This window comes from Lentzea rhizosphaerae, assembly GCF_042649515.1.
Classification (GTDB): domain Bacteria; phylum Actinomycetota; class Actinomycetes; order Mycobacteriales; family Pseudonocardiaceae; genus Lentzea; species Lentzea aerocolonigenes.
The window spans coordinates 971,651-996,604 of sequence record NZ_JBHRZI010000011.1 but is presented as its reverse complement, the minus strand read 5'-3'; the positions used below and the strand labels follow the sequence as shown (position 1 = coordinate 996,604).

At 69.5% G+C, this 24,954-nt stretch carries 26 protein-coding genes and 3 tRNA genes; 15 read left to right on the top strand and 14 right to left on the bottom strand.

Annotated features, from left to right (window positions below):
* The first annotated feature begins 26 nt into the window (after positions 1–26).
* Complete coding sequence (locus ACFOWZ_RS12420) at positions 27–842, top strand: glutamate ABC transporter substrate-binding protein (RefSeq protein WP_382372663.1); 816 nt, start codon at positions 27–29, stop codon at positions 840–842.
* On the opposite strand, the gene ACFOWZ_RS12415 is transcribed toward ACFOWZ_RS12420, so the two are convergent.
* Positions 839–1,864 carry a L,D-transpeptidase gene (locus ACFOWZ_RS12415; protein ID WP_382372026.1) on the bottom strand — a complete coding sequence of 342 codons (1,026 nt, stop codon included), beginning with the start codon at positions 1,862–1,864 and terminating at the stop codon, positions 839–841. The genes ACFOWZ_RS12420 and ACFOWZ_RS12415 overlap by 4 nt on opposite strands.
* Before the next feature lie 443 nt (positions 1,865–2,307).
* On the opposite strand from ACFOWZ_RS12415, the gene ACFOWZ_RS12410 reads away from it, so the two are divergent.
* A complete protein-coding gene (locus ACFOWZ_RS12410; protein WP_030473173.1) occupies positions 2,308–2,511 on the top strand; it encodes a cold-shock protein in 204 nt (67 codons plus the stop codon).
* A gap of 83 nt (positions 2,512–2,594) precedes the next feature.
* Here ACFOWZ_RS12410 and ACFOWZ_RS12405 read toward each other — a convergent pair whose 3' ends face one another.
* The 4 genes from ACFOWZ_RS12405 to ACFOWZ_RS12390 form a co-directional block, all read right to left on the bottom strand.
* The gene (locus ACFOWZ_RS12405; protein ID WP_030473172.1) at positions 2,595–2,897 is read right to left on the bottom strand and encodes a hypothetical protein; all 303 of its coding nucleotides are present in this window, start codon (positions 2,895–2,897) and stop codon (positions 2,595–2,597) included.
* A gap of 614 nt (positions 2,898–3,511) precedes the next feature.
* Positions 3,512–5,689, bottom strand: coding sequence for a heavy metal translocating P-type ATPase (locus ACFOWZ_RS12400; protein ID WP_382372025.1), 2,178 nt, complete (start codon positions 5,687–5,689; stop codon positions 3,512–3,514).
* Positions 5,689–5,895 carry a heavy-metal-associated domain-containing protein gene (locus ACFOWZ_RS12395; RefSeq protein ID WP_382372024.1) on the bottom strand — a complete coding sequence of 69 codons (207 nt, stop codon included), beginning with the start codon at positions 5,893–5,895 and terminating at the stop codon, positions 5,689–5,691. Before ACFOWZ_RS12395 ends, ACFOWZ_RS12400 begins: the two co-directional genes overlap by 1 nt.
* Positions 5,896–5,951: 56 nt before the next feature.
* A complete protein-coding gene (locus ACFOWZ_RS12390; RefSeq protein WP_156094407.1) occupies positions 5,952–6,212 on the bottom strand; it encodes a hypothetical protein in 261 nt (86 codons plus the stop codon).
* Between the two features lie 153 nt (positions 6,213–6,365).
* Here ACFOWZ_RS12390 and ACFOWZ_RS12385 point away from each other — a divergent pair, with 153 nt between their 5' ends.
* The 5 genes from ACFOWZ_RS12385 to ACFOWZ_RS12365 all read left to right on the top strand — a co-directional run bounded on the left by ACFOWZ_RS12385 (position 6,366) and on the right by ACFOWZ_RS12365 (position 7,774).
* A complete protein-coding gene (locus tag ACFOWZ_RS12385; protein WP_382372023.1) occupies positions 6,366–6,611 on the top strand; it encodes a hypothetical protein in 246 nt (81 codons plus the stop codon).
* A gap of 126 nt (positions 6,612–6,737) precedes the next feature.
* Positions 6,738–7,376 carry a ScbR family autoregulator-binding transcription factor gene (locus ACFOWZ_RS12380; RefSeq protein WP_382372022.1) on the top strand — a complete coding sequence of 213 codons (639 nt, stop codon included), beginning with the start codon at positions 6,738–6,740 and terminating at the stop codon, positions 7,374–7,376.
* Positions 7,377–7,506: 130 nt separating this feature from the next.
* Positions 7,507–7,579 (top strand) — tRNA-Glu (locus ACFOWZ_RS12375).
* Positions 7,580–7,612: 33 nt separating this feature from the next.
* Positions 7,613–7,686, top strand: a tRNA-Asp gene (locus ACFOWZ_RS12370).
* A gap of 14 nt (positions 7,687–7,700) precedes the next feature.
* Positions 7,701–7,774 (top strand) — tRNA-Phe (locus ACFOWZ_RS12365).
* Between the two features lie 47 nt (positions 7,775–7,821).
* On the opposite strand, the gene ACFOWZ_RS12360 is transcribed toward ACFOWZ_RS12365, so the two are convergent.
* On the bottom strand, positions 7,822–8,529 hold the full coding sequence (locus tag ACFOWZ_RS12360) for a protein phosphatase 2C domain-containing protein (protein ID WP_382372021.1): 708 nt from the start codon (positions 8,527–8,529) through the stop codon (positions 7,822–7,824).
* Positions 8,530–8,590: 61 nt separating this feature from the next.
* Between ACFOWZ_RS12360 and ACFOWZ_RS12355 the strand changes: the two genes are divergently transcribed.
* Together ACFOWZ_RS12355 and ACFOWZ_RS12350 are read left to right on the top strand one after the other, a co-directional pair.
* A complete protein-coding gene (locus ACFOWZ_RS12355; RefSeq protein WP_030473166.1) occupies positions 8,591–8,800 on the top strand; it encodes a helix-turn-helix domain-containing protein in 210 nt (69 codons plus the stop codon).
* The gene (locus tag ACFOWZ_RS12350) at positions 8,797–9,324 is read left to right on the top strand and encodes a Clp protease N-terminal domain-containing protein (protein ID WP_382372020.1); all 528 of its coding nucleotides are present in this window, start codon (positions 8,797–8,799) and stop codon (positions 9,322–9,324) included. Before ACFOWZ_RS12355 ends, ACFOWZ_RS12350 begins: the two co-directional genes overlap by 4 nt.
* Here ACFOWZ_RS12350 and yczE read toward each other — a convergent pair.
* Positions 9,290–9,928 carry a membrane protein YczE gene (yczE, locus tag ACFOWZ_RS12345; protein ID WP_382372019.1) on the bottom strand — a complete coding sequence of 213 codons (639 nt, stop codon included), beginning with the start codon at positions 9,926–9,928 and terminating at the stop codon, positions 9,290–9,292. The genes ACFOWZ_RS12350 and yczE overlap by 35 nt on opposite strands.
* A 61-nt stretch (positions 9,929–9,989) precedes the next feature.
* Here yczE and yczR point away from each other — a divergent pair, with 61 nt between their 5' ends.
* A complete protein-coding gene (yczR, locus tag ACFOWZ_RS12340) occupies positions 9,990–11,426 on the top strand; it encodes a MocR-like transcription factor YczR (RefSeq protein ID WP_382372018.1) in 1,437 nt (478 codons plus the stop codon).
* 296 nt (positions 11,427–11,722) lie between these two features.
* On the opposite strand, the gene ACFOWZ_RS12335 is transcribed toward yczR, so the two are convergent.
* Positions 11,723–12,502: a hypothetical protein gene (locus ACFOWZ_RS12335; protein WP_382372017.1), complete on the bottom strand. Its 780-nt coding sequence runs from the start codon at positions 12,500–12,502 to the stop codon at positions 11,723–11,725.
* A 404-nt stretch (positions 12,503–12,906) separates the two neighbouring features.
* On the opposite strand from ACFOWZ_RS12335, the gene ACFOWZ_RS12330 reads away from it, so the two are divergent.
* Positions 12,907–13,593, top strand: coding sequence for a hypothetical protein (locus ACFOWZ_RS12330; protein WP_382372016.1), 687 nt, complete (start codon positions 12,907–12,909; stop codon positions 13,591–13,593).
* Here the strand turns inward: ACFOWZ_RS12330 and ACFOWZ_RS12325 are convergent.
* The 4 genes from ACFOWZ_RS12325 to ACFOWZ_RS12310 form a co-directional block, all read right to left on the bottom strand.
* Complete coding sequence (locus ACFOWZ_RS12325) at positions 13,563–15,557, bottom strand: CHAT domain-containing protein (protein WP_382372015.1); 1,995 nt, start codon at positions 15,555–15,557, stop codon at positions 13,563–13,565. The two genes, ACFOWZ_RS12330 and ACFOWZ_RS12325, sit on opposite strands and share 31 nt — an antisense overlap.
* Positions 15,554–15,922 (bottom strand): hypothetical protein, encoded by a 369-nt coding sequence (locus tag ACFOWZ_RS12320; RefSeq protein ID WP_382372014.1) that lies wholly within the window; start codon positions 15,920–15,922, stop codon positions 15,554–15,556. The genes ACFOWZ_RS12325 and ACFOWZ_RS12320 overlap by 4 nt, the downstream gene beginning before the upstream one ends.
* Complete coding sequence (locus ACFOWZ_RS12315; RefSeq protein WP_382372013.1) at positions 15,919–16,449, bottom strand: RNA polymerase sigma factor; 531 nt, start codon at positions 16,447–16,449, stop codon at positions 15,919–15,921. The genes ACFOWZ_RS12320 and ACFOWZ_RS12315 overlap by 4 nt, the downstream gene beginning before the upstream one ends.
* A 96-nt stretch (positions 16,450–16,545) precedes the next feature.
* Positions 16,546–17,709 carry a pyridoxal phosphate-dependent aminotransferase gene (locus ACFOWZ_RS12310; protein ID WP_382372012.1) on the bottom strand — a complete coding sequence of 388 codons (1,164 nt, stop codon included), beginning with the start codon at positions 17,707–17,709 and terminating at the stop codon, positions 16,546–16,548.
* A gap of 29 nt (positions 17,710–17,738) precedes the next feature.
* Between ACFOWZ_RS12310 and ACFOWZ_RS12305 the strand changes: the two genes are divergently transcribed.
* Complete coding sequence (locus tag ACFOWZ_RS12305; RefSeq protein ID WP_382372011.1) at positions 17,739–18,986, top strand: DUF445 domain-containing protein; 1,248 nt, start codon at positions 17,739–17,741, stop codon at positions 18,984–18,986.
* Here ACFOWZ_RS12305 and ACFOWZ_RS12300 read toward each other — a convergent pair.
* A complete protein-coding gene (locus tag ACFOWZ_RS12300) occupies positions 18,959–19,444 on the bottom strand; it encodes a CGNR zinc finger domain-containing protein (RefSeq protein ID WP_236704079.1) in 486 nt (161 codons plus the stop codon). The genes ACFOWZ_RS12305 and ACFOWZ_RS12300 overlap by 28 nt on opposite strands.
* Before the next feature lie 86 nt (positions 19,445–19,530).
* Here ACFOWZ_RS12300 and ACFOWZ_RS12295 point away from each other — a divergent pair, with 86 nt between their 5' ends.
* Genes ACFOWZ_RS12295 through ACFOWZ_RS12285 form a run of 3 tightly spaced genes read left to right on the top strand, consistent with a single transcriptional unit; the run spans position 19,531 to position 22,960 of the window.
* Positions 19,531–20,055, top strand: coding sequence for a PadR family transcriptional regulator (locus tag ACFOWZ_RS12295; protein WP_382372010.1), 525 nt, complete (start codon positions 19,531–19,533; stop codon positions 20,053–20,055).
* Positions 20,052–20,726: an ABC transporter ATP-binding protein gene (locus ACFOWZ_RS12290; RefSeq protein ID WP_382372009.1), complete on the top strand. Its 675-nt coding sequence runs from the start codon at positions 20,052–20,054 to the stop codon at positions 20,724–20,726. Before ACFOWZ_RS12295 ends, ACFOWZ_RS12290 begins: the two co-directional genes overlap by 4 nt.
* 5 nt (positions 20,727–20,731) lie before the next feature.
* Positions 20,732–22,960 (top strand): FtsX-like permease family protein, encoded by a 2,229-nt coding sequence (locus tag ACFOWZ_RS12285; RefSeq protein WP_382372661.1) that lies wholly within the window; start codon positions 20,732–20,734, stop codon positions 22,958–22,960.
* Here the strand turns inward: ACFOWZ_RS12285 and ACFOWZ_RS12280 are convergent.
* Positions 22,896–24,911 (bottom strand): NACHT domain-containing protein, encoded by a 2,016-nt coding sequence (locus tag ACFOWZ_RS12280; protein WP_382372008.1) that lies wholly within the window; start codon positions 24,909–24,911, stop codon positions 22,896–22,898. The genes ACFOWZ_RS12285 and ACFOWZ_RS12280 overlap by 65 nt on opposite strands.
* Positions 24,912–24,954: the final 43 nt, after the last annotated feature.

Below are 24,954 nucleotides of genomic sequence, written 5' to 3'. Positions count from 1 at the left end.
CACCACCCCCTGGAAGGCCTGTCGTGATCCGTCGTGCTGCGCTCATCACTGCCGTAGCGGTGCTCGCCACCGCCTGTGGGAGCGGTGACACGAGCACAGTCATCGGACGTGCCGACACCGGGAAGCTGACCATCGGCATCCGCTACGACCAGCCGGGCCTGAGCCAGCGGCGGCTCGACGGCCGGTACGTCGGCTTCGACGTCGACGTGGCCAAGTACGTGGCGAACGAGCTCGGCGTGGAGGAAAGCGGTATCACGTTCAAGGAGGCGCGCGGCGCCGCCCGCGAGTCGATGCTGCAGAACGGCGAGGCGGACCTGATCATCGCCTCGTACTCGATCACGGACGCCCGCAAGGAGAAGGTCGCCTTCGCCGGCCCGTACTTCGAGACGGGCCAGGGCGTGCTGGTCCGCTTCACCGAGCAGTCCATCCAGGGTCCGGAGACCCTGAACGGCCGCAAGCTGTGCTCGGTCAAGGGATCCACGTCCGCGCAGAAGGTGAAGACGGACTACGCCCAGGGCGTGCAGATCGTCGAGTACGGCCAGTACTCCGACTGCGTGATCGCCCTGATGGCGGGCAACGTCGACGCCGTCACCACCGACGAGGTCATCCTCGCCGGGTTCGCCGCCGAGAACCCAGAGCTGCTCAAGCTCGTCGGCAAGACGTTCTCCAAGGAGCGCTACGGAATCGGCGTGCCGAAGGGTGACGCCAAGTCTCGGGACGCCGTGAACGAGGCGATCGAGAAGATGATTTCGAGCGGTGAGTGGAAGCGGGCCCTCGAACGCAACGTCGGTCCGTCGGGTTACGAGATCCCGCAGCCACCCCAGATCACCGAGAAGAGCTAGTTCTTCACCGCGGACTTGGCGGTCCAGGCCGCCCAGTCCAGTGCCCAGTCGTAGTAGTCGCGGTCGGCCGGACCGAGCTGCACCGACGAGTTCAGCACCTCGACCGGGTCGCCGATCATCGTCAGGTCGAAGAACGTCTTCGCGTTGGCGGGCGAGAGGTTCGCGCAGCCGTGCGAGACGTTCCTCTTGCCCTGGTCGTCCATCGACCCCGCGTACTCGTGGACGAACTCGCCGTTGTTCGAGATCAGGACGGCCCACGTGACCGGGACGTTGCAGTAGTTGTACGCCTTGTTGCACATGGTGCGGCTGGCTTCCTTCTGCATCACCACGTGCGTGCCGGAACGGGTGACCCGGCCCGGGTCGCTCTCCAGCCCGTAGGACGCCGGGAAGTCGTACAGCTGCACACCATCGCGGAAGACGACGAACCTGTGCGTCTGCGTGTCCGCCTTCGCGACCAACGCCCGGTCGGCGATCTTGAACTGCACGTGCACGTCCTCGGCGCCGTACGCGCCACCCCCGAACGGCACGCCGTAGACGTCGACGTTGACCGAGACCTCGGTGTTGGGCTTCCAGTACTCGCGCGGCCGCCAGTGCGCCGCGGTGTCGGACAGCCACGCCCACGCGCCCTCGGTCGGCACGGAGGTCGTGACGGTCATGGCCTTCTGCACCGCGGCCTTGTCCTGCACCGGCGAACTGAAGGTCACCTTGATCGGCATCGCGATGCCGTAGGTCTGGTGGTCGCCGACGTTCGTCGACGCGTTGACGAGCCGTCCCGGCTTGACCGTGCGGAAGGATCCGGTGACCGGAACCTCGGCGCCGTCCTCGCCCTTCGCGGAGCCGGACCACGTGTAGGCCTTGTCGTAGCCCAGGTCCTCGGTGGCGACCCACTTGTCGGCCGCCAGCTCACCCTTGACCACCGTGCCGTCGGCCCCCGTGAGCGCGACGGCGGTCAGCGCACCGCCGGTCACCCCGACCTGGAACGGCCCGGACGGGTTGATCCCCTCGCCCGACGCCGGCGTCACGGTGAGTGCTGCCTTCGCCTTGTTCTCCGCGACCGGTGCAGCGGGCGACGTCGGTGCGTCAGGCGCGGCGCTGCAGGCCGTCAATCCCAGTAGTACTGCCAAAATCAGTGGCCGGAACACGTGCTCCCCCAAGATCCCCAGGTTCTGTGCTGGAGAAGACGCACGGGGGTGGGGGCACGTTGCATGGGGAATTGCGATCACCCACCCGGACCAGCGGGTTTACCCCTATTGAGGCACAGAACTGGCCGGTAATGACCTGTAGTGCTATGACGCATCACACGTTAGGCTGACCCGCGCAGGCCGTGGTTTCTGTGTTCGTGCTTCACACGCTCGCGGAACGACACGCGGGCGTGATGCGCGCTCTCACGAGCTCACTGACCGCCCCCGGGACGGCCGGGGTTGCACGGTGCAGCCCCAAGCTTTCCTGCGATGGAGGCAGGTACATGGCACAGGGCACTGTCAAGTGGTTCAACTCCGAGAAGGGCTTCGGCTTCATCGCCCAGGACAACGGCGGCGCAGACGTCTTCGTCCACTACTCGGAGATCCAGGGTCAGGGCTTCCGCACCCTGGAGGAGAACCAGCGCGTGGAGTTCGAGGTCGGCCAGGGCACCAAGGGCCCGCAGGCTCAGAACGTCCGCGCGATCTGATTTGTATCGCCGCAATTGAGTCGTAAGTGAGAAGGACCCTCTGCCGGGCTCGGCAGAGGGTCCTTCTTCGTTCAGTGGCTGGGCTAGTGGCCGCGCTGACGCGCTTCCCACTCCAGTCGCTGCATGACCCATTCCGTGGCGAGAGCCTGCGGTGAGGTCTGGCGCTCTGCGGCGAGTTCCTTGAGCTGTTCGTTCGCCATCAGCTGCAGCCGCAGCTGGTACACCTGCGCGTTGCCGAAACCCGATGCGGTGGTCTCGTTGTCCGCGTCCGGGGCCAGGGCGGCCAGGTAGGAGGTCAGCTCCTCGTCGGGCAACGTCTCCTGCTGCGGTTCGTCCGCGGGGCGGTGACGGCCGGACTTGGAGCGTCCGAGGGATCCGATAGGCACCGGGACACGATAACGGCTCGGTCACGGAAGCCAAACCCCTGTGAGCTGAGTCACCCCAAGGTGTAAATGGCTCCACTCTGAGTGGGTCTCGCCAGGCCGCGCGAGAGTACGCGGGGAGCTTTCGTACTCCAGGAGCGCACGCGGGGGCCCCGCGTGCGCAAAGCAAGCAGCGGAAGGGGCAGCCGCCAGTGCCGCGAAAGGAGGAAGGCGGCGCGAGAGAGAGGAGCGGCGCGAGAGGAAGAAGGCGGTGAGAGAGGCGCAAGGCGGAGAGGCACGGCGAAGCGGTCCCGCACCACGCGAACAACACCAGCAACGCCAACAACCTACGCACACAACACGGTCGGCAACCAGGCACGCAATGCGGGCGACCTACGGGGGTCCGGGGGCTTGCCTCCGGCGCGGGGTCTGGGGGCTCGGCCCCCAGAAGACACTCCGAATCCCGCGGGCGGCGAAGGCGCCAGCCGAGCAGCCTGCGGAAAGGGAGAGGCCCCCGCGCCAGGGGGAGGAACGCGGGGGCCGGAGGGGATCTCCACAGGCGCTGACCGGGGGTGTGTCAGCTACTTCGGATTGTTGCACGCGCACAAGCCCGTTGGGGAGACTTCGCACCGAGATTCTTAAGTTGCCGATGGACGGAATCCCCGCAGTCGCAAGCTGTTGGTAACAACGAACACGCTGCTGAAGGCCATCGCGGCCCCCGCGATCATCGGGTTGAGCAGTCCCAGCGCCGCGAGTGGAAGTCCAGCGACGTTGTAGGCGAACGCCCAGAACAGGTTGCCCTTGATCGTGCTCAAAGTCTTGCGGGACAACCGGATTGCGTCCGCTGCCACGCGCAGGTCGCCGCGCACGAGGGTCAGGTCGCTCGCCTCGATCGCGACGTCCGTGCCGGTTCCCATGGCCAGCCCCAGATCCGCGGCCGCGAGGGCCGGTGCGTCGTTCACGCCGTCGCCGACCATGGCCACAACTCGGCCCTGTGCCTGGAGATTCCGCACGGCTTCGACTTTGCCGGCGGGCAGCACGTCGGCGATGACCTCGTCGATGCCGACCTCGGCGGCGACGGCGGCGGCCACGTCGGCGTTGTCGCCGGTCAGCAGCACCGGGCGCAGGCCGAGTGCGCGCAACGAGCGGATCGCTTGTGCGGACGTGGGTTTCACGACGTCTGAAACGACGACGAGTCCGACAACCTTGTCATCAAAGGAAACCGCGACGGCTGTTCGAGCTGGGTGTGCAACCAGGGTCTCAGTCAACTCCGGCGGCAGCGAAACGTTGCGCCCGACGGCAACACGGCGGCCTTCCACGACGCCGCTGACGCCGATGCCGTCCGTGGAAACGAAGTCCGAGACGGGCAGCACGTCGGAGACCTCGCGGACGATCGCCGCCGCGATGGGGTGCTCCGACGCGTTCTCGACGGCCGCCGCGAACCGCAGCACCTCGTCCCGCTCCACGCCGTCCGCGGGAATCACGTCGACCAGCGTCAGACGTCCCGTCGTGACGGTGCCGGTCTTGTCGAGCACGACCGTGTCCACGCGCCGCGTCGACTCCAGCACCTCGGGGCCCTTCACCAGGATCCCGAGCTGGGCGCCGCGCCCGGTGCCCACGAGCAACGCCGTCGGTGTCGCCAGTCCCAGCGCGCACGGGCACGCGATCACGAGCACCGCCACCGCCGTCGTCACGGCGAACTCGAGCGGCCGCCCGGTCAGCAGCCACGCGCCGAACGACGCCAGCGCGATCAGTACGACGACGGGGACGAACACCGCTGAAACCCGGTCGGCGAGGCGCTGCACCTCCGCCTTGCCGGTCTGCGCCTGCTCGACGAGCCGGGCCATGTGGGCGAGTTGGGTGTCCGCGCCGACGGACGTGGCCTCGACGACCAGTCGTCCGCCCGCGTTGACCGTGCCGCCGACGACCGGATCGCCCTCGCCGACCTCGACCGGCACCGATTCCCCGGTGACCATCGACCGGTCCACGGCGGAGCTGCCCTCGACCACTAGGCCGTCGGTGGCGATGCGCTCACCCGGACGGACCACGAACCGTTCGCCGGTCCGCAGGTGACCGATCGGCACGCGGGTCTCCACGCCGTCGCGCAGCACCGCCACGTCCTTGGCGCCCAGCGCGAGCAGCGACCGCAGGGCCGCACCCGCGCTGCGCTTGGACCTGGCCTCCAGCCAGCGGCCGAGCAGCAGGAACACGGTCACGCCGACCGCTACTTCCAGGTAGATGTCCCCGGAGCCCGCCGGACGCGGCAGCAGGCTGAACTCGTGCCGCATGCCGATCATCCCGGCGTCGCCGAACACCAGCGCGTAGACCGACCACAGGTACGAGACCGTGACGCCCATCGACACCAGGGTGTCCATGGTGCTGGCGCCGTGCCGCGCGTTCACGAAAGCCGCACGGTGGAACGGCCAGCCGCACACCCACACGACCACGCTCGCCAGCGCCAGCGACACCCACTGCCAGACGGGGAACTGCCACGCCGGGACCATCGAGAAAGCGATCACCGGCACGCCGAGCGCCGCGGCGAGGACGAACCTCAGCCGCAGCTCACCGGCCTCGTCGACGTCGGGTGCCTCAGGTGTGGGCTCCTCGGCGTCGTATCCCGCCGCGCGCACGGTCGACACCAGGTCGTCCACGCGCAGGTTGTCCGGGAACTGGACGCTGGCCTTCTCGGTCGCGTAGTTCACGGTGGCGGAGACGCCGTCGAGCTTGTTCAGCTTGCGCTCGATGCGCCTCGCACAGGAGGCGCACGTCATGCCGCTGATGGTGAGCTCGACGTGACGAGGCTCGGTCGTGGTCATCAGGCGACCTTGTACCCGGCCTCGGTGACGGCCGCGACGACCTCGGCGCGGTCGAGCTCGCGGTCGCTGGTCACGGTCACCGCACCGGTCTCCAGGACGACGTCGACTCCCGTGACGCCGGCGACCTCGCCCAGCTCCTCCTTGACGGAGCTGACGCAGTGGCCGCAGGTCATGCCGGTGACGGTGTAGGTGCTGCTGACGGACATCGGAGTCCCTTTCTTTCCGCGGGACTCCGATCTTATACCCCCCTGGGGTAAGGGATCTACTGAGGACTGTCGGGTTTCGGCTGGTCCAGGTTCTGGATGTCCTTCTCGATCTTGTTGACCAGGTCGTCGAGCCCTTCGAGCATCTTGTCGAGCTCGGCCATCCGGGAGCCGAACGCGGACTCGATGTCGGCGTCGATGGTCTCCAGGTTGATCCCGCTGATCGCCTTCAAGATCTCCTGAGGGTCGACCGCAGGCGGTATCTGGGACGCGTTTTGGCCCTCTGCATCGGGGGAAGGCTCCGGCGTGGGATCAGTCATCGGTCCATCATCCCCTGACGAGATCCCACGAGGCGTGCACCGCACCTGTACAGAAAGTAACGCTGGGTGCTGGTGGAATCACTCTGCGGGGGGCTGCGGCCGTTGTCCCAGGTCGCTTAGCCTCGCGCCAACCTCAAGTCGGGGAGGGCACTCATGAGCGGGTCACTGGAAGTGCGGAAGTTCCTGTTCACACAGGACGACGGCATGTCGCGGCAGGGCGGGCCGAGCGTGCCGGCCCAGCGGAGCGGGGAACCCTCGCGGATCTCGGACGACCAGGTCCACCGGGCGAGGCTCGCCGTCGCACGGAGCGCCCTGGGCACCGAGGACTGCAGGATGCTGCTCGACATGCTCGGTCTGTCACCGGGCGAGGACGGTGAAGCGCCGCCGGTGCAGCGGTGACGTGATGGGCACACGGATACGGCCCTGACTCCAGACGCGCACCCCCCGGAGCGCGTCTGCAGGGCAGGGCCGCATCTCGAAACATACCGACCGGTCTCTTTAGCGGCAACGGCTAACCTTGACCTCATGCCCCAGCAGGACCGGGCGTATGCGACGCGCGAGGCGATACTCCACGCCGCGGCGGAGGAGTTCGACCGGCTCGGCTACGACCGCACGTCACTGACCGCCGTGCTCGCACGCGCCGGGCTGACCAAGGGTGCCTTCTACTTCCACTTCCCCTCCAAGGAAGCGGTCGCGGGCGCGTTGATCGAGCGGCAGAGCGAGCTGTGGGCGCAGGTGCGGGAGTCGTGGCGGGCGCGCGGCGTCGACCCGCTCAGCGCCCTGTACGGCATGTTCGCCGAGTCGGCGGACCGGATGGCGAGCGACGTCGTGCTGCGTGCCGGCGTGCGGCTCAACGCCGATCGCGAGGTCGGTTATCCGGGCGTCCCGAGCACGCACGTCATGTGGGAGAAGCTGATCGCCACCTACGTGGCGGAGGCCGGCGAGCGCGGAGACCTGCGTCCCGGCATCGATCCGGACGCGGTGGCGCGGACGTTGTGCGGGGCCGCCCTCGGTGCCCGGCTGATCTCCTCGGCGACGACGGCGTGCGCCGACTTCCCCGACCGGATCCGCGAGGTGCTCGGGCACGTGCTGCCCTGCGTCGCGGCTTCCGGGTGGAAGTTGTCTGGATCACAAAACGCGCCAGAACGGGCTGACTGGCCGTGAGCAGGCATTTGTTGATCGGGGCGATCTCGCCGTGAGGCCGGTTTGAGCAGGTCAACGCATAAGTGGGACCCCCGTTTTGGAGGTGCGCGGACCTATGCCATATGCTTACGATGCTTCCAGAGACCAGCTAGTCCCCATCATCTAGCGGCCTAGGATCCCGCCCTTTCAAGGCGGTCGCGCGGGTTCGAATCCCGTTGGGGGCACGCAGTACAGTACGGTAAGATCTGCAAGAGCAAGGCCCAGTGGCGCAGTTGGTTAGCGCGTCGCCCTGTCACGGCGAAGGTCGCGGGTTCGAGTCCCGTCTGGGTCGCTTTCTTGTTTCATGGCCAGGTAGCTCAGTTGGTACGAGCGACCGCCTGAAAAGCGGTAGGTCGGCGGTTCGACCCCGCCCCTGGCCATCCTTCTTCGAAAGAAGCCCCGCAGAACGCTGCGGGGCTTCTTTCGTTCACGGGGTCAGGCGCGCGATCGCTTGGTCGTCGTGCGTTTTGTAGCGGGGCCAACGCTTGTGCTCTGAATCACCGAGTTCGGCTTCCCGGATTCGGTCGAGCACTTCGCCCAGCGGCTTTTCCGCGAGGTCCTCCCACGAGAAGAGTCCGTAGTCGGACACTCCACATGAGACACCGTCGGTGAGAGCGATCACACTCCTGATCTCCGAACGCGGCCAGCTCGTGGTCCGGGCCTGATGTGCCGCAAGGGGTTCGGCTTCCGCCACCCACCAGCCTCCTGGCTTGTTCTTGTGCGCCAGGATGTCCGGGCTGACCGGCCGGAGGTCTTCGAGCCGGGTGTCGTTGAGGACCTGGGTGGTCTGTCCGAACGCGACGACCGGGGTGTCGCACAGCACGAGGGCGTCGATCGTCTCGTCGTTCCAGCGCACGATCGCCGCGGTCGACGACGGTGCGTCGCCGGGGACGAGGTCGTGTTCCGCGGCGAGGTTCGCGATCGCCTGTGCCAGCAGGTCTGTCAGCGGGTCCGTCGCGGTGATCAGCCGGGCCAGTTCGTCGGCGAGTTTCGTGGCGTACCAACCACCGTTGCGGTCCGGTGGCCTGGTCCGCGAGGTGACGCCGTCCAGCACGACGACGGCGTTCGGCAGCACCCTGATCCGATCCTCGGTGACTCGGCCTGGAGCCCCCTGCTCGGCGGTCTCGATCTTCACCACTCCACGGTACGTGTCAACCTCGGTTGACGAACTCGGGTTGTCAACGTACGTTGACACCATGACTGAAGCGACGGATCTCGCCACAGCGGCTGGAGATCGCGACCCGAAGGTCGGGTTGCGGGCCGTCAGCGCGTTGCGGCGGCTGCTCGAACATCTGGAGGCCGCCCAGGTCCGCAGTGCGCGGGCCCAGGGCTGGTCGTGGCAGGACATCGCGGCGGAGCTCGGGGTCTCCCGCCAGGCGGTGCACAAGAAGCACGGGGGTCGATGATGATCGCGGAACGGTTCACCAAGGAGGCCCGTGAGGCCGTGAAGGCGGCGGTGCGGGACGCGGAACGGGTGCACGCCGGCGAGGTCGGCGTGGAGCACCTGCTGCTGGCGTTGCTCGACGCGTCGGTGCTGGCCGGGTTCGACCTTCCGCGCGACGAGCTGGAGACGGAGTTCCGCGACTACCGGCGCAAGGGCGGGCTGACCAAGGCGGACGCGGAAGCGTTGCGGGGCTTGGGGATCGACGTCGATCAGGTGATCGACTCGGTCGAGCAGTCCCTCGGGTCCGGTGTGCTGCGACCGGGGCCGCGCCGGCGGTGGTTCGGCATGCCGCTGGAGCCCGCGTTCAAGAAGGCACTGGAGAAGTCGTTGCGCGAAGCGCGCGACCTCGGCCACAACTACCTGGGTTCCGAGCACATCGTGCTGGCGTTGTTGCAGGGCAAGGGAATCGTGGCCGAGGTGCTGACCGAGCGAGGCGTCACCTACGAGGAGATCAGGAAGCGGGCTGCGAGCGCTCGCGCCACGTGAGCGCGGGCAGGAACAGCTGGGTGAGCGGGCCGATGCTGACCGCGTAGAGGACCGTGCCGATGCCGACGGTGCCGCCGAGCAGCCAGCCGGTGCCGAGCACCAGCAGTTCGATGACGGTTCGGGTGAGGCGCAGGGAAAAGCCCGTGCGGCGGCAGAACCCGGTCACCATGCCGTCGCGCGGGCCCGGTCCGAGCCGCGAGCCGACGTACGCGGCGAACGCGACGGCGTTGAGCACGATGCCGAGGGTGAGCAGCACGATCCTGGGCAGAAGTCCTTGCGGCGCAGGGACGATCGAGAGCGTCACGTCCACGCTCACCGCGATCACGACGACGTTCGCGATGGTGCCGACGCCGGGCTTCTGCTTGAGCGGGATCCACACGAGCAGCACCAGCACGCCGGTGATCGCGGTGATCAGTCCGAAGCTGAGGCCGGTGCGTCTGGCGAGGCCCTCGTGGAGCACGTCCCACGGATCGAGGCCGAGGGTCGAGCGGATGTGCAGCCCCATGCTCGCGCCGTAGAGCCACAGACCTGCGAAGAGCTGGGAGAGACGACGGGTGGGCGCGATCCTGACGGGGAGCTGGTGGAGTGCGGTCAATGTGGCCATGTGGTCATACTGGGTTGTGATTGGCCTGGTAATCCATAGCCAATTCGCGATAATTGGCCTCATGCTCCCACCAGGTGGACGTGTATCGGGTGCCCGGCTGGCCCGGCTGCTCGGGTCGTGGCGTCGTGGCGGTGCTCGCCAGGGCTCGGCCGACCTTGCTGCGGCATTGAAACTGCTGGTCGCGGACGGCCGGCTGCCCGTCGGCACGCGGCTGCCGTCCGAACGCGAGCTCACCGACGCGTTGCCGGTGAGCCGCACCACGATCACCGCGGCGCTGGACCAGCTGCGTTCCGAGGGGGTGGTGGAGTCGCGGCGCGGGGCCGGGTCGTGGATCAACGGGCCCGTCGGTGGCGGCGGTGGCATCACCGGTGTCGACGACACGTTGATCGACCTGTCCCGCGCCGCGCCTCCCGCGTTGCCGTCGGTGCGGCTCGCGATGGAGGTCGCGATGACCCAGATGCCGGAGCACCTCGCCTCGCACGGGTACGACGAGCGCGGGTTGCCGGTGCTGCGGCAGCGGATCGCGGACCGGTACGCGGCGCGCGGGCTGCCGACCTCGCCCGACCAGATCGTGGTGACGTCCGGGGCGCAGCACGCGTGGGCGTTGGTGCTGCGGCTCTTCGTCGGGCCGGGTGACCGCGTGCTGGTGGAGCAACCGAGCTATCCCAACGCGCTGGAGGCGGTGCGGGCGTCGTTCGGGATCCCTGTGCCGGTTCCGATGCTGGGCGACGGCTGGGACGTCGACGGGTACGAGGCGGCGTTGCGGCAGGCGGGCCCGCGGCTGGCCTACCTGATCCCGGACTTCCAGAACCCGACCGGACTGCTGATGCCCGCCGAGTCGAGGGAAACGCTCTCTGCGGTGCTGCGCAAAGCACGCACGCCACTGGTCGTCGACGAGACCCTGGTGGAGCTCGCGCTGGACGGGTCGGAGCCGCCGCTGCCGATGGCCGCGTTCGGCGGGGACTCGGTGGTGACCCTGGGATCGGCGAGCAAGTCGCACTGGGGTGGACTGCGGATCGGCTGGATCAGGGCGTCCGCGGAGATCGTGCACCGGCTGCTGTCCACGCGGGCGGCGATCGATCTGGGCACGCCGGTGTTCGAGCAGCTCGTGCTGGCGGCGTTGCTGGAGTCGCCGGAAGTCGTTCTGGGCCAAAGACGTGCGGAGGCTCTGGCGCAACGGGACGTCGCGGTGGCGGCGTTGCGCGAGCACTGTCCACAGTGGAGCTTCGAGGTGCCGTCCGGCGGGCTCGGGGTGTGGTGCACGCTCGACGGACCGGTCAGCACGCGGATCGCCGTGGTCGCGCAGAACCACGGTCTGCGGCTCGTGCCCGGTCCCAGGTTTGCGGTGCACGGAGGGTGCGAGCAGATGCTCCGAGTGCCGTACACGCAGTCGGCCGAAGTACTTCGCGAAGCGATCGCCCGTTTGGGTGTGGTGGCTGCATCTGTTGCGGGAACAGGGTTTCCGGCGGATGCCGACCTCGCGGTACCGGTCGCGTGAGACACGTCGGCCCGGTCTCCCGCAGCGGTGGAGACCGGGCCGACGAACTTGCCACCGGGTGGCCTGCGGCGGGGAACGTCCCAGGGATTGACGTCCCCCGTCCGCAGGTTTCCCGTGCGGTCCGAGACTGCGGGGGCAGCGCGGTACTCGGACCAGACCCGACCTGCCAGGGCGCGGTTGGCAGGTCAGGAAGACTGGGTTCCTTGCGTACAACGGGAAATGCGTGGAGGAGTTACTGGCGCGACGCCAACGAGAGGGTCACAAATCGCGCAGAGGGCAGACTTGTCCTGTCGGACTCAGTCGGGTGACGTGCTCGGCAGGCCGGGAAGGCTGCCGGGTGAGCGACCGTCGCGACGCTCCTCGACCGACCACGTCGTGGGCGGGAAGAGCGAGTTGTGCGACGTCAGAACGGCGAGCACGCCGCGCGCGCCGCCGGAGTTGTCGGAGTGGCCGGACGACGCGGAGGCCGTCGCGACGACGGGTGCCTGCTGCGGCGAAGGCAGCGGAACGTCCTGGCCGGGCACGGTCCAGGTGAGGTCGCTCACCGGCGTCGGCTCGGTCTTCAGGGGTGCGACGACCGGGAGGTCGGGCAGCAGCGGCACGGCCTTCTTGACCGGGACCGGGACCGGGGCCGGCGGCGGGGGTGGCGGAGGCGGCGGCAGTTCGGCGGCGGCCTTCGCGGCCTTCTTGGCGGCGCGGACCTGCGCCTTCGCCTGGATCACCTCGGGTGGCGCCTCGTTCGACACCGAACCCGAGCGGGTGTTGCCCTGCGAGCCGCCGCTGAAGTCGAGGACCGGGCCCTCGTCTTCGGTTTCCTGGGGCTCTTCCGGCTTCGTCACGACCGGCGGAGGCACGAACGCGGCCCTGTTGTGCCGCTCGATGACGGTCGCGGTGAACGCCTGGGCCCAGCCGGCGGGGTCCTCCCGCAGCTGCGGAATCTCGACGGCGATCTCGACGGCCGGCGGTTCCTCCGGGCTGGCGGACGCGTTCGTCCCGCTCAGCAGCCAGGCGGCGGCGGTCAGCCCGCCGAGCGCAGCGGCCCGCAGCAGCAGTGCACCAGCTCCACCACCTGCCACAGGATCACCACCGTCCACCGTTCAGGTCACCGCCAACGCACAGCGCCGTCGGAGGTCGACGTTGAGCTATGTCTAGCACTGGTGAGTGGCTTTGCGAACCAACTCCGCACAAAACACTCGGAAGGGCGTTCCCGTGCGGCTGTCCGTGTTGCCCTGATCAGGCATGAACACCGTCAGTGTCGTCATCGGATCGAGTGACTTTGCGCTTTCGTCCCCTGTGGACCGTGTCGCGGCGGGGGATGGTGTCCGTTGTGGACACGCCAAAGCAGGTCAACAGCCTCTCTGAGCTGGTCGATCACGCCTCCAGTGCCCTCGGCCCGGTGCTCGTGCACGACGCTGCGGGTCCAAACGAGTGTTTGGTCCGTTCGGGGGAACTGATCGTCTTGCCGACGGACGCACCCACTGTGCGCAAGCGTTTGCGAGGGGTCTACTCGCACGAGGAGATCGCGTCGGGCGCCATCCGCATGTACACGAAGGCGTCCGAACGGGCACGCGTCGTCGACATCGCCCGCGAGGTCGGCGCCACCCCGAACCACGTCCACCTCGCCTGTCCGATCATGATCGGCACCTCCCGCCCGGTGATCGGCACCCGCCTCCCGGAACTCCTGGGCGAGGGCACCGTCGCGTTGCTCGACACCCCTCTCGATGCCCCGCACGGCTCGTTGGTCGCCGGCGTCCTGCGGCACCACGGTGCCTCGGTGCGCCCGTTCCCGGTCCTGACCGTTTCGGGCTTCGGTGACGACCTGACCCTCGCGGCCGCCCTGCGCGCCACCCGCGACCTGCCGGTGGTCCTGGTCGCCTCGGGCACGTACTCGTTCAACGACGAGTGCCCGCCCGTTCTGGCGGCGTGCGGCCGCAACGTGGTGGCGGCGGCGGGCAACGGCGGCTCGTCCCGCCCGTGGTGGCCCGCAGCCCTGCCCGCCGTGATCGCGGTGGGTGCCTCTGCACCGTTCTCGGGCCACGGGCCGTGGGTGAACGTCGTGGCGGACGGCGTCGACGTGCCGGCCACGGTCGGTTCGTCGCAGCTGCTGTGCACCGGCACGTCGTTCGCGGCCGCCCTTCACGCCGCGACCCTGGTGCCCGTGCCGTAACAGCTGAACCCGAGGTGCGCGACGGCCCGTGCGGCTCGTGCGGGGTGGCCGATCAGGCGGTGCACCTCGGCCATGGCCTCGCCGACCTGCGCGTCCGGCACCGGCAGCACGCTGGCGATCACCGCTCGGGTGCCGGCGTCGAGGAACGTTCGGGCGAGGCCTGACTCGCAGGCGGACAGCACGACGATCTCGGGCGGGTGCGCGATCCTCGCGATGTCGTAGCCGTAGAGGGGGCCGTCGGCCAGTTCCAGGTGGGAGAAGAGCGGGTTCTCCGGGTGGACGTGACCGTGGGCGGCGATGTGGGCGATGCCGGCGCCTTCCAGTCCGCGCAGGGTAGCGTCCACTGTGGACTCGATGATGTGGCCGCCGTGCTTTTGTTGCAGTGAGGGCACTTCGTCGTGGTGGAGTTGTGGGCCGGTGATCCAGACTCGTCGGCCGCCGCGGCTTGGTGGGTGCCAATGTCGCAGCGAAGGGATGACGTGCACCAGGTTGGTGTGTGCGGCCCACGGCATGTGGTGGAGCACTCCGTCCGGAACCACGACGATCTCTTCGGCATCGGGAAGCAGGTCGAACATCGGTACACGCCTGCCCGCGGCGAGCGCCAACCTGCTCTCCTGCACCAGTTGGTCCGGGTCCGGGAGGGTGTGCAGGCGGGCCCGTCCACCAACCACGGTCACGGCCCGCATGAGTCCACTGTGGAGGCTGAAGCTGATCAGTGGCAGATCCGGTGCGGCAGCCGTCTTCTGGAGGCGGCGCGGACGCGTGGCGAGTGCTGTCCTGCGGACGTCCCGCTCCAACGCCTCGACTTGGCCGCCGAGCGCGCGGGCCTGGCGCAGTGCAGTGAGTGCTCGTGCGAGTTTCGTGTTGGGCGGCGGCAGCGGCGACGTCCTCCGGTGCTGCTCCGACCAGTGCAGCACCTCGCGTGCCGTCCGTGCGAGCCCGAGCGCGTGCCCGGTCAACTCGCGGCGCGGCCAATCACCGTGGTGCTCGTCGAGCACCCTGAGTCCGGCCCTGCACGCCGCCAACGCGCCCCGCCGGTCCGACCGGCGCGCCTGCGCGAGCCAGCCGAGCGCCCGCGTCTGCGCCGGCCCGTGAAACCGGTGCGCCGCAACGGCGTCGAGCTTCCCTGCGGCGAGCATGAACTCGACGTCCGCACCCCCGAGCCGCAGCGCGGGCCCCGGATCTCCGTCCCGCAACGCGCACCGCGCACTCAGCACCGCCAGCTCGGACACTTCTCTCCCGCACCGCTTCAGCAGACGTTCCGCGGGTTCCAGCACGCGGCGGGCCTCCGCCGTGAGACCTGCGGCCAGCAACGCCTCCGCCCGGTCGACGAGCGCTTCCGGCCGGCTCGCCGAGTCGAGCCCCGCCTTCGCCGCGTCCTCGTACCGCCGCAGCGCCAGCGGCAGATCACCGGCGAGCAGCGCGACGAATCCCCTGTTGTGCAGGCACATCGCCGCACGCCCGGGTTCACCGATGGCGTGCAGCACCGTCTGCGCGGCGGCGAAGTCGGCCTCCGCCCTGGCGAGCTGGGTGGCGTTGCACCGCGCGATTCCCCTGCCGACCAGCGCGTTGGCCAGCCAGCGTTCGTCGCCGTACCGCCGCAGCTGCCTGATGACCGCGGTGAGCTCGCCGATGGCCAACCGCGGCTCGGCGCAGAGGTGGAGTCCGCGCAGGCACCGCGCCCTCGCCAGCTCGCGGCCGCGCAGGTGCGGCGTGGCGAGGTCCAGGTGGTGCAGGCTCTGCTTGCGGCGGCCGCGGTCCAGGTCGATCCACGCCAGCGTCAACCGGAACCGCGCCTCGCCGGTGAGCCGCAGTCCGCGCCGGGCGAGCCGGGCGCCCACGTCGAGGTGGCCCAGCTCGACGTGGGCGATGCTCAGGTCGTGCAGGGCGTCGGCGCGTTCCGCTTTCGTGCCGCGGACGTCGGTCGTCGCGATGGTGGTCCGCGGGTCGGCGCTGGCGCTCATGCGACGAACCACCCGGTCGTGAGGCCCAGCTCGGGCACGGTCACGCACACCGGCCCCGGCCTGACGTCGGCGCGGAACCAGCCCTCGGCGTCCGGGCGGAGAGCCTGGGTCGTGTCGGGCTCGCGGACCTCGACGGAGACGTCCTCGTCCAGCACGCCGGTCAGTCGCACGCCCGCGGGTGAGGGGTCGAGCTGCAGGTACATGCGGCCTGCGCCGACGTGGAACACGAGCTGCCGGGACGGTCCGCGGACGGGTTCTTGGACGGGCTCCATGGGGTCGAGGCCGGTCGGGCGCGGGATGAGGGCTGGTGGTGGGGCATCCGAGCTGAGGAGGTCGGCGATCTCGTCGAGCAGCGAGTCCCTCATCGCCAGTCCTCCAGCTTCCGCCGCAGCTCAGCCAGGCACCGGCTCCGCGTCGACCCAACGCTCCCCACCTTCATCCCCAGGGCGTCGGCAACCTGTGCATAACTCAGCTCCGGGCTGTGGGCAGCGATCCTCAGCAGCCGCTGGCACCGCTCGTTCAACGTTGTCAGCGCCGCCCACAGCCGCCGCTGCCTCTCGTTGGTCAACGCGACCTCGTCGGGCGTTGGCGCCGTCGACTCCGGCTCCCACAGGTCGAGCAGCACCTCGCGGCCGCGGGTGCGCAGCACGGTGATCGACTGCCGCGTGGCGGTACGGACCAGCCACCTGGCGAGATGCTCCGGTTTGCGGATGCGGGTGAGGTGTTCTGCCAGGCAGAGCCACGTGCACTGGTAGACGTCGGCCGCGTCGGCGTGGCTCAGGTGGAACGATCTGGGCACCGACCAGACCAGTCGGGAGTAGCGCTCGACGAGGGCGTCCCAGCCGCAGAGCCCGGAACGCCAGCCTTCGAGAACCTCTGTGTTCGAGTCCATGCCATTTGGAGTCGAACCCCGGCGTGCAGGCTCCAAGCCTCACCCGAAAGTGGGTTGTCCACAGGTGTGGAGAAACCTGTCCACACCTGTGGACAACTACAGCTTGTGGAGTCGTTCCACCGCTTCGTCGATCACTGAGTCCTGCTTGCAGAACGCGAACCGGATCAGGTGCTGCCACTGCTCCGGGCGGTCGGTGAACACCTGGACCGGCACCGCGGCGACCCCGATCCGGGCCGGCAGGTCGCGGCACAGGGCCCAGCCGTCGGTGTAGCCGAGGGGCCGGACGTCGGCGCAGATGAAGTACGTGCCCTCCGACGACCGCACCTCGAAACCGGCCGCACGCAACCCCTCGGCCAGGCGCGCGCGCTTCGAGGCCAACGAGTCGCGCAGCTCGCCGACCCAGTCCAGTTCCGCGGTCAGCGCGTGCGCCACGGCGGGCTGGAACGGCGCCCCGCCCACGAAGGTCATGAACTGCTTGGCCGCGCGCACCGCCGACACCAGCTCGGCGGGCCCGCACACCCAGCCGATCTTCCAGCCGGTGCAGTTGAACGTCTTGCCGGCGCCGGAGATCGACAACGTCCGTGTGGCCATGCCCGGCAGCGAGGCCAGCGGGATGTGGGTCAGGCCGTCGAACACCAGGTGCTCGTAGACCTCGTCGGTGATCGCCAGCAGGTCGTGCTCCACGCACAGCGCGGCGATGGCTTGGAGCTCCTCCAAGCGGAAGACGGTCCCGGTCGGGTTGTGCGGCGAGTTGACCAGGATCGCCCGCGTCCGAGGCGTGACGGCCGCCCGCAACGCGTCGACGTCGAGCGCCAGCCGTCCGGACTCGTCCTCGCGCAGGCCGACGGTCACCCGCGTGGCACCGGCCATCGCCACGGAAGCGGCGTACGAGTCGTAGTACGGCTCGATGAGGATGACCTCGTCACCGGCCTCGACCAGGGCCAGCAGCGCCGCCGCGATCGCCTCGGTGGCGCCCACGGTCACCAGGACCTCGGTGTCCGGGTCGTACGAGAGCCCGTACCGCGAACGGTGCTGCGCGACGGCCCGGCGCAGCACCGGCATGCCGGGGCCGGGCGGGTACTGGTTCACGCCGGACGCGATCGCGGACTGGGCGGCCGCGAGCATCGACGCAGGACCGTCGGTGTCGGGAAAACCCTGACCGAGGTTGACGGCGTCGTGCTGCACGGCCAGCGCCGTCATCTCCGCGAAGATGGTCGACGTGAACGGCTGCAACCGAGGGACTAGCGCTGGTACCCGCACAACGCAGGATCTTCACGGACAATGTGGTTGTGGAGCAACTGACGGCTGCTGACCAGCAGAAGCGCACCGACCTGCGCAAGATGAAGGTCGTCGCCACGAGCTTCCTCGTCGGCGCCACGGTCATCTTCTTCGGCACGCACGCGTTCGAGGGCGCCTGGGTCGGGTACGTGCGGGCCGCCGCGGAGGCCGGCATGGTCGGCGCGCTCGCCGACTGGTTCGCCGTCACCGCCCTGTTCCGGCGGCCGCTGGGACTGCCGATCCCGCACACCGCGATCATCCCCACCCGCAAGAACATGTTCGGCAAGACGCTCGGCGACTTCGTGGGCGTCAACTTCCTCAGTCCCGAGGTGGTCCAGGACAAGCTGCGCCGCGCAGGCATCGCGGAACGGGCCGGCGCGTGGATCAAGCAGCCGGACAACGCCGAACGCGTCACCAACGAGCTCGCCAACGTCATCAAGGGCGCGATCACCGTGCTCAGGGACGAAGAGATCCAGGCCGTCGTCGAGCACGCGATCGTCAAGCGCGTCACGGCTCAGCCCTGGGGGCCGCCGCTCGGCAAGCTGCTCAACCAGGTGCTCACCGACGGCGCTCACCACAAGCTCGTCGACCTCATGTGCGACCGCGCCTACGAGTGGGTGCGGGACAACTACGACAAGGTCAGCCTGATCGTCACCGACCGCGCGCCCACGTGGTCGCCCAAGTTCGTCGACTCGCTGCTCGGCGACAAGGTCTACACCGAGCTGGTCAACTTCGCCTGGGCCGTCAAGACCGACGTCAACCACCCGATGCGGCTCGCCGTGGACCACTTCCTGCTCGAGTTCTCCACGGACATGCAGAACGACCCGTCGACCATGCAGCGGGCCGAGCAGGTCAAGCAGCAGGTCATCAACCACCCGGACGTGCAGAAGCTCATCAACAGCGCGTGGGGCACGGCGAAGAAGATGCTCATCGACGCCGCCGAGGACCCGTCCAGCGAGCTGCGCCGGCGCGTCACGCAGGGGTTGATCACGCTCGGCACGAACCTCACCGACGACCCCGAGCTGCGCGCCAAGGTCGACGGCTGGCTGGAGCAGGCCGCCGGGTACGTCGTCAGCAACTACCGCGCGGAGATCACCACGCTGATCACGGACACGGTCGAGCGCTGGGACGCCGAGGAGACCTCGCGCAAGATCGAGCTGCAGGTCGGCAGGGACCTGCAGTTCATCCGGATCAACGGCACCGTGGTCGGCGCGCTGGCCGGTCTGGTGATCTACACCGTGGCCAACGCGCTGTTCTGAGCGCGCGTTCGTTTTCGGAACGTGCGGGCCTTCTCGCGGTTGCCGCACACCTGCATCGAGCACCACGTGCGCGAGCGGTTGCGCGAACGGTCGAAGAACGCCCGCAGGCAGTCGTCGGCAGGACAGATCTTGAAGCGCTCCCAGGACCCCAGCACCGCGAGGCGCGCGGAGGCGGCCAGCACCGCGCCCAGCGCGTCCGAGCTCGACAGCACCGGGACGCCGTCGGTCAGCTCGACGTGGACGACACCCGCCGCGGTCTGAGGGCCTGACGACCCTTCGATGGACGACCGCAGCGCCGCCCGCGCGGCGCGCGCCTGTGCGATTTCACTGCTCCGCCCGAGGCCGCGTTCGGTCACCCAGGCGCGCCAGGAGGCTTCACTGTCCAGTACGTGTCGAGTGTTCAGGAAGTCGAGCAGCAGCTCGACGTCGTGATCCCAGCCGACAGTCAGACCAGTCACCCCACCACTGTAGGCGCCACGGCGGTTGCCCGTCAGGGCATCCGAGGAATGCACTCGGTGTATACATCGTGTGTATAGTGCCTCCCATGTCGATCGGACACGCACTGTTGGGCCTGCTAGAAGGCGGTCCAAGGCACGGATACGACCTGAAGCGCGCCTACGACGAGCGCTTTGGTCAGGACCGGCCGTTGCACTACGGGCAGGTGTACTCGACGTTGTCGAGGCTGCTGAAGAACGGCTTCGTGACCGAGGCGGGCGTCGAGGCCGGCGACGGTCCGGACCGCAAGCGGTACGCGATCACGGACGCCGGCGTCACCGACGTGGAGCGCTGGCTGAGCACTCCGGAGAAGCCGGAGCCGTACCTGCAGAACACCCTGTACGCGAAGGTGGTGCTGGCCCTGCTGTCCGGCCGCAGCGCCACGGAGGTGCTCGACGCGCAACGCGCGGCGCACCTCACCACGATGCGCGAGCTGACCAGGCGCAAGACCGGTGGCGACCTCGCCGACCAGCTCATCTGCGACTTCGCCCTGTTCCACCTCGAAGCCGACCTGCGGTGGCTCGAACTGACCGCCGCACGGCTCGACCAGCTGGCCGCGGAGGTCGCGCGATGAGCCTGTTGAGGGCCGAGGGCCTGACCAAGTCGTTCGGCAGGACGCACGCGCTCGACGGTGCGGGCATCACGATCCGCGAGGGCGAGGTCGTGGCGGTGATGGGGCCGTCGGGGTCGGGCAAGTCCACCCTGCTGCACTGCCTCGCCGGCATCCTGCCGCCGGACCGCGGCACCGTGCACTACCGCGACCGCGAGCTGACCTCGATGAACGACGGTGAGCGCAGCGAGCTGCGGCGCACCGAGTTCGGGTTCGTCTTCCAGTTCGGCCAGCTCGTGCCGGAGCTGACGTGCCTGGAGAACGTCGCGCTGCCCCTGCGGTTGAGCGGCATGAAGCGCAAGGAGGCCGAACGGGCGGCGAAGGACTGGATGGCCAGGCTGGAGGTCGACGCCGTCGCCGAGCAGCGGCCCGGCGAGACCTCCGGCGGCCAGGGCCAGCGCGTCGCGGTCGCCCGCGCACTGGTCACCGGTCCGAAGGTGATCTTCGCCGACGAACCGACCGGCGCGCTCGACTCGCTCAACGGCGAACGCGTCATGCACCTGCTCACGACCGCGGCACGGGAAACGGGTGCCGCCGTCGTGCTCGTCACGCACGAACCACGCGTCGCCGCCTACTCCGACCGCGAGGTCGTGGTGCGCGACGGGCGTTCGCGTGACGTGGAGTTCGCACGGTGAACCGCATGATCGGCGACCTCACCCTGGGCGTCCGGCTGGCTGTCGGGGGCAGCCGGAAGTCCTGGGTGAGGCTCGCGCTCCAGGGCGTGGGCATCGGCCTCGGCGTCGCGTTGCTGCTGTTCGCCGCGTCGCTGCCGAGCGTGCTGGACGGGCGGAGTGACCGCGTGGCAGGGCGGGAGATGGTGACGGAGGGCAGCGGACCGGCGCCGCTGCTGGTGGAGCGCGACTTCCTCGCGTTCCGCGTCGACTACATCGCCGGCTACTACCTCAACCCGCGGACGCCGGACGCGCCCGTACCGCCGGGCGTCGACCGGGTGCCGGGTGACGGCGAGATCTTCGTGTCGCCCGCGCTCGCCCGGCTGCTCGCCGAACCGCGCGGCGAGCTGCTCAGGCCGCGCTTCCCGCAGAAGGTCGTCGGCACCATCGGCCAGGCCGGCCTCGAGAACCCGAACGAGCTCCAGTTCTACGCCGGCAACACGAAGATCAAGGACACCAGCACCGGCGTCCACGGGTGGGGCGTCCCGCACCGTGGCGGCGGGCTGGATCCGGTGCTGTGGCTGCTCAGCGTCGTCGGCCTGGTCGTGCTGCTGTTCCCGGTGGCGGTGTTCGTCGGCGTCGCCACGAGGCTCGCCGCGGCTCAGCGCGACCGCAGGCTCGCGGCGTTGCGGCTGGTCGGCGCGGCCGCGAGCCGGGTGCGGCTGATCGCTTCCGGTGAGTCGCTGGCCGGTGCGCTGGCCGGGCTCGTGGTCGGGTTCGGGATCTTCTTCGCGGTCCGGCCGTTCGTCGACCGGATCTCCATCGCCGAGCTGTCGGCCTTCCCGAACGAGGTCATGCCGACGCCGGTGCTGACGCTCACCGTGATCGTGGCGGTGCCGGTGCTCGCGGTGGTCACCTCGCTGGTGGCGATGCGCCGCACGATCATCGAACCGCTGGGTGTGGTGCGGGACCAGAAGCCGGTCCGCCGCCGCCTGTGGTGGCGGCTCGTGCCGGTGGCGATCGGTGTCGCGCTGCTCGTCAGCCAGATCGGCACGTTCACCCGCACGGAGAAACCCAACCAGTGGCCCGTCGTCGGCGGCATCGTGCTGCTGATGCTCGGAATCCCGGTGCTCCTGCCGTGGCTGGTGGAGCGGGTCGTGTTCCTGGTGAAGGGCCGCACGCCGGCGTTGCAGCTCGCGGTGCGGCGGTTGCAGCTCGACAGCGGCACGGCGGCTCGCGTCGTCGGCGGTGTGGCGGTCGTGCTCGCGGGCACCGTGACGTTGCAGATGGTCCTGGCCGGCGTCGAGGGGGAGGTGCAGGTGAGGGAGAAGACGAAGGCCTCCTTCAACTACCTCACCGTCACCGCGAAGGAAGGCTCCGACGCGAACGGAATCGCCGCGGCGCTGGAGAAGAGCAGGGCCGTGACCGCTCTGCACCGGGTCGAGGTGGCCTGGGGAGAGCGGGGCGGTGGCGATTGGGTGGGTGTCAACATCGGTCCCTGTGCGGCGTTGACCAAGCAGGCGTCCATCCCCGACTGCAAGGACGGCGGGGTCTACGCCGTGCGCCAGTCCACCGGGCAGCCGGCTGCTCAGGCCGGTGACGTCGTGACGTTCCGGCACTCGGGCGCGAAGTGGACAGTGCCCGCGATCGAGGTGGTCGGGCCCGGCACTGGCACGTCCGACCTGTTCGTCACCCCGGCCGCCGCACGTGGCCTGGTGCCGTACAACTCGGAGTTCCTCGCCGTGCTCGACACCTCGGTGCCGGATGCGGTCGAGCACGCGCGCAACGCCATCGCGGACTACACCTGGCAGACGCACACCTACTTCGGTGGTGGCCCGTACGACGGCAACGAGGCGGAACGGGTGTTCGGCGTGATCCGCCGCGCGCTGCTGACCGGCTCGCTGCTCACGTTGCTCGTCGCCGCCGCGTCACTGCTGGTCGTGGCCCTGGAGCAGGTGCGGGAACGCCGACGCCCGCTCGCCGTGATGGCCGCGAGCGGGGTCCCTCGCGGCACGCTGGCCCGCTCGTTGCTCTGGCAGAACGCCCTGCCGCTCGCGATCTCCACGGTGGTGTCGCTGGCCACCGGCATCGGGCTGGGGGCGCTGGTGATCCGGGTGTTCGGAGCGGAGGTCGCGTTCGACTGGGCGGGGATCGGCCTCATCACCGGGATCGTGGTGGGCCTGACCTTCGCGGTCACTGCTCTGACGTTGCCTTCGCTGAGAAGGGCGACCGGAGCACTTGGCCTGCGGACCGAGTAGTCACCTCGTGCTCTGCCAGGCGGTCCTGCACCAGTCCGTGCCGGAACTGGTAGCAGGCTCCCGCCCGGCAGAGCACGCCGAGCTTGCGCGAGTCCTCCAGGAAGACCATCAGCTCCCAGGGCAGCTTTCCGCGCAACGCCAACCAGATCCGCGCGACGGTGAACCACCACCAGCGCAGGTGCAGCACGGCGAGCGCGAACCCGAGCATCAACCCGGACGCGAGCCCCAGCCCGACCATGCCGGTCTGGCCGGGACCGAACACCAGCGCCGCCGCCGAGCCGAAGACCACCGCCAGCACCAGAGATCCGGTCCACACCGCGATCCGGTCGCGCGCCATCGTCCACTGAGGACTGGAAGCCTGCTGGAGCTCGGCCGAGCTCGACAACGCGAACCGCAGCGCGACCGCCACGGCGCACCCGAGTCCGACCACGAGCCCGGCGGAAAGTCCGTACAGCGCACCGAAGACGAGCCCCGCGGCGAGGCCGAGCACGCCGGGGACGAGCAGGAGGCTGCGCCAGATCCCCAGGCGCGGCTTGACCTTGCGTTCCTGCGACGCGGTCAGCGCGGCCGCACCGACCGCGATGCCCGCGACCAGGCCGGTGATCGGGGCGAGCGACGGCGTGATCGAGTACGCCATCAGCCAGCCGACGCCGAACCCGCCGATCGCGCCGAGCACCAGAGCGCCGAGCAGCGCGAGCCAGGTGCTGCCGACCGACCGCCGCAGCTCCCACCAGGCCAGCTCGCGGATGCCGCGGTCGCGCATCTCGTGGGCGAGGAACTCGAGGAAGCGGCGGGCCCTGTCCCGCGGCCAGACCTGCGTCGCTCCGGCGTGGTGCGCGAACGCCCTGTTGCCGAACGCACGTGACACCAGCTCGTCGCAGAGGTGGTCCGAGATCGCCCGCGCGTCGGGGAAGCGGCCGCGGTCGAGCAGTTCCGTCGGCTCGGCCTCGTTGTCCGCGTAGACCATGCTGGCGAGCCACATCGTGAGCGGCGTGGAGAGCGCGTCGGCGAGCCTGCCGTCCGGCTCCTCGCGCAGGTGGATGAACACCGGCTCCCACCGCGCCGCGCCCACGCTGTCCGCGCTCGCCCGCAGGTAGCCGGCGACCTCGTCCAGGTCGAGCGGGGCCAGTTCGACGACGTCGGCGCCGGGCAGCGGGCCCGCGAGGTGGACGGTCTGCTCGTACTCGGCCGTGCGGCAGGTCAGCACCAGCGGCCGGTTGCCGAACGCCTTGGTGATCCGCGTCAGCGCGTCCGCGCGCTGGTGGCCGGGGATGTCGTCGAGGCCGTCCAGCACGGGCAGCACGAGGTGCTGCTCGACCAGCAGGTCACCGGCGTAGCTGCCGTACAGCTCGGTGTTGCGCAACGCCGGATGGTCCTCGTACAGCCGACGGGTGAGCCACGTGCGGACGTCCTCGACCGCCGGGTTCCACGTCGACAGCGGCAGCAGGACCGGCACCATGCCGCCGTCGTAGCGGTCCAACAGCCCGCACGTCAGCAGCATCGCGACAGTCGTCTTGCCGGTGCCCGCCTCGCCGAGGACCACCATCCTGCGGTTGATCTGCCGGGTGAACGCGCCCACCACCGCGTCACTGCGTCCCGGCGGGGCGTCCGGCTCGTCGCTCACGTCCAGTTCCGGGGCCGTCCAGTGCAGGTCGAGCACGTCGGGGTCGGTGAGCCCGCGGGACCGGACCTCCTCGTTCCACTGCGCCTGCAGACCGACGGCGAGCGCACGGCACGCGGCGTCGAGGTGCTCGTCGGTGCTCAGCTCCGCGTTGTGCCTGCGCTTGACCCACGGGTCGAGCACGGCGAGGAGGCCCAGGAACGCCAGTGCGAGCACGATCAGCCACACGTGCGGGTTGATGCCGTGGTCGGTCACGAACAGACCGGCCGCGGTGAGCAACGCGGTCAGCACGCAACCGGCCAGCAGTGCCTGCTGGCGGAACTTGGACATGCGTCGCATCATGACGCACCGCATCCGGCCGGGGTCGATTCAG

Coding starts and splice junctions, on each gene's coding strand:
- ACFOWZ_RS12410 (WP_030473173.1), top strand. CDS start 2,308: ATGGCACAGGGCACTGTCAAGTGGTTCAACTCCGAGAAGGGCTTCGGC.
- ACFOWZ_RS12280 (WP_382372008.1), bottom strand. CDS start 24,911: ATGTCCAAGTTCCGCCAGCAGGCACTGCTGGCCGGTTGCGTGCTGACC.
- ACFOWZ_RS12355 (WP_030473166.1), top strand. CDS start 8,591: ATGACTGAAGCGACGGATCTCGCCACAGCGGCTGGAGATCGCGACCCG.
- yczE (WP_382372019.1), bottom strand. CDS start 9,928: ATGGCCACATTGACCGCACTCCACCAGCTCCCCGTCAGGATCGCGCCC.
- ACFOWZ_RS12350 (WP_382372020.1), top strand. CDS start 8,797: ATGATGATCGCGGAACGGTTCACCAAGGAGGCCCGTGAGGCCGTGAAG.
- ACFOWZ_RS12395 (WP_382372024.1), bottom strand. CDS start 5,895: ATGTCCGTCAGCAGCACCTACACCGTCACCGGCATGACCTGCGGCCAC.
- ACFOWZ_RS12320 (WP_382372014.1), bottom strand. CDS start 15,922: ATGAGGGACTCGCTGCTCGACGAGATCGCCGACCTCCTCAGCTCGGAT.
- ACFOWZ_RS12400 (WP_382372025.1), bottom strand. CDS start 5,689: ATGACCACGACCGAGCCTCGTCACGTCGAGCTCACCATCAGCGGCATG.
- ACFOWZ_RS12385 (WP_382372023.1), top strand. CDS start 6,366: ATGAGCGGGTCACTGGAAGTGCGGAAGTTCCTGTTCACACAGGACGAC.
- ACFOWZ_RS12285 (WP_382372661.1), top strand. CDS start 20,732: ATGATCGGCGACCTCACCCTGGGCGTCCGGCTGGCTGTCGGGGGCAGC.
- yczR (WP_382372018.1), top strand. CDS start 9,990: ATGCTCCCACCAGGTGGACGTGTATCGGGTGCCCGGCTGGCCCGGCTG.
- ACFOWZ_RS12390 (WP_156094407.1), bottom strand. CDS start 6,212: ATGACTGATCCCACGCCGGAGCCTTCCCCCGATGCAGAGGGCCAAAAC.
- ACFOWZ_RS12325 (WP_382372015.1), bottom strand. CDS start 15,557: ATGAGCGCCAGCGCCGACCCGCGGACCACCATCGCGACGACCGACGTC.
- ACFOWZ_RS12290 (WP_382372009.1), top strand. CDS start 20,052: ATGAGCCTGTTGAGGGCCGAGGGCCTGACCAAGTCGTTCGGCAGGACG.
- ACFOWZ_RS12295 (WP_382372010.1), top strand. CDS start 19,531: ATGTCGATCGGACACGCACTGTTGGGCCTGCTAGAAGGCGGTCCAAGG.
- ACFOWZ_RS12315 (WP_382372013.1), bottom strand. CDS start 16,449: ATGGACTCGAACACAGAGGTTCTCGAAGGCTGGCGTTCCGGGCTCTGC.
- ACFOWZ_RS12380 (WP_382372022.1), top strand. CDS start 6,738: ATGCCCCAGCAGGACCGGGCGTATGCGACGCGCGAGGCGATACTCCAC.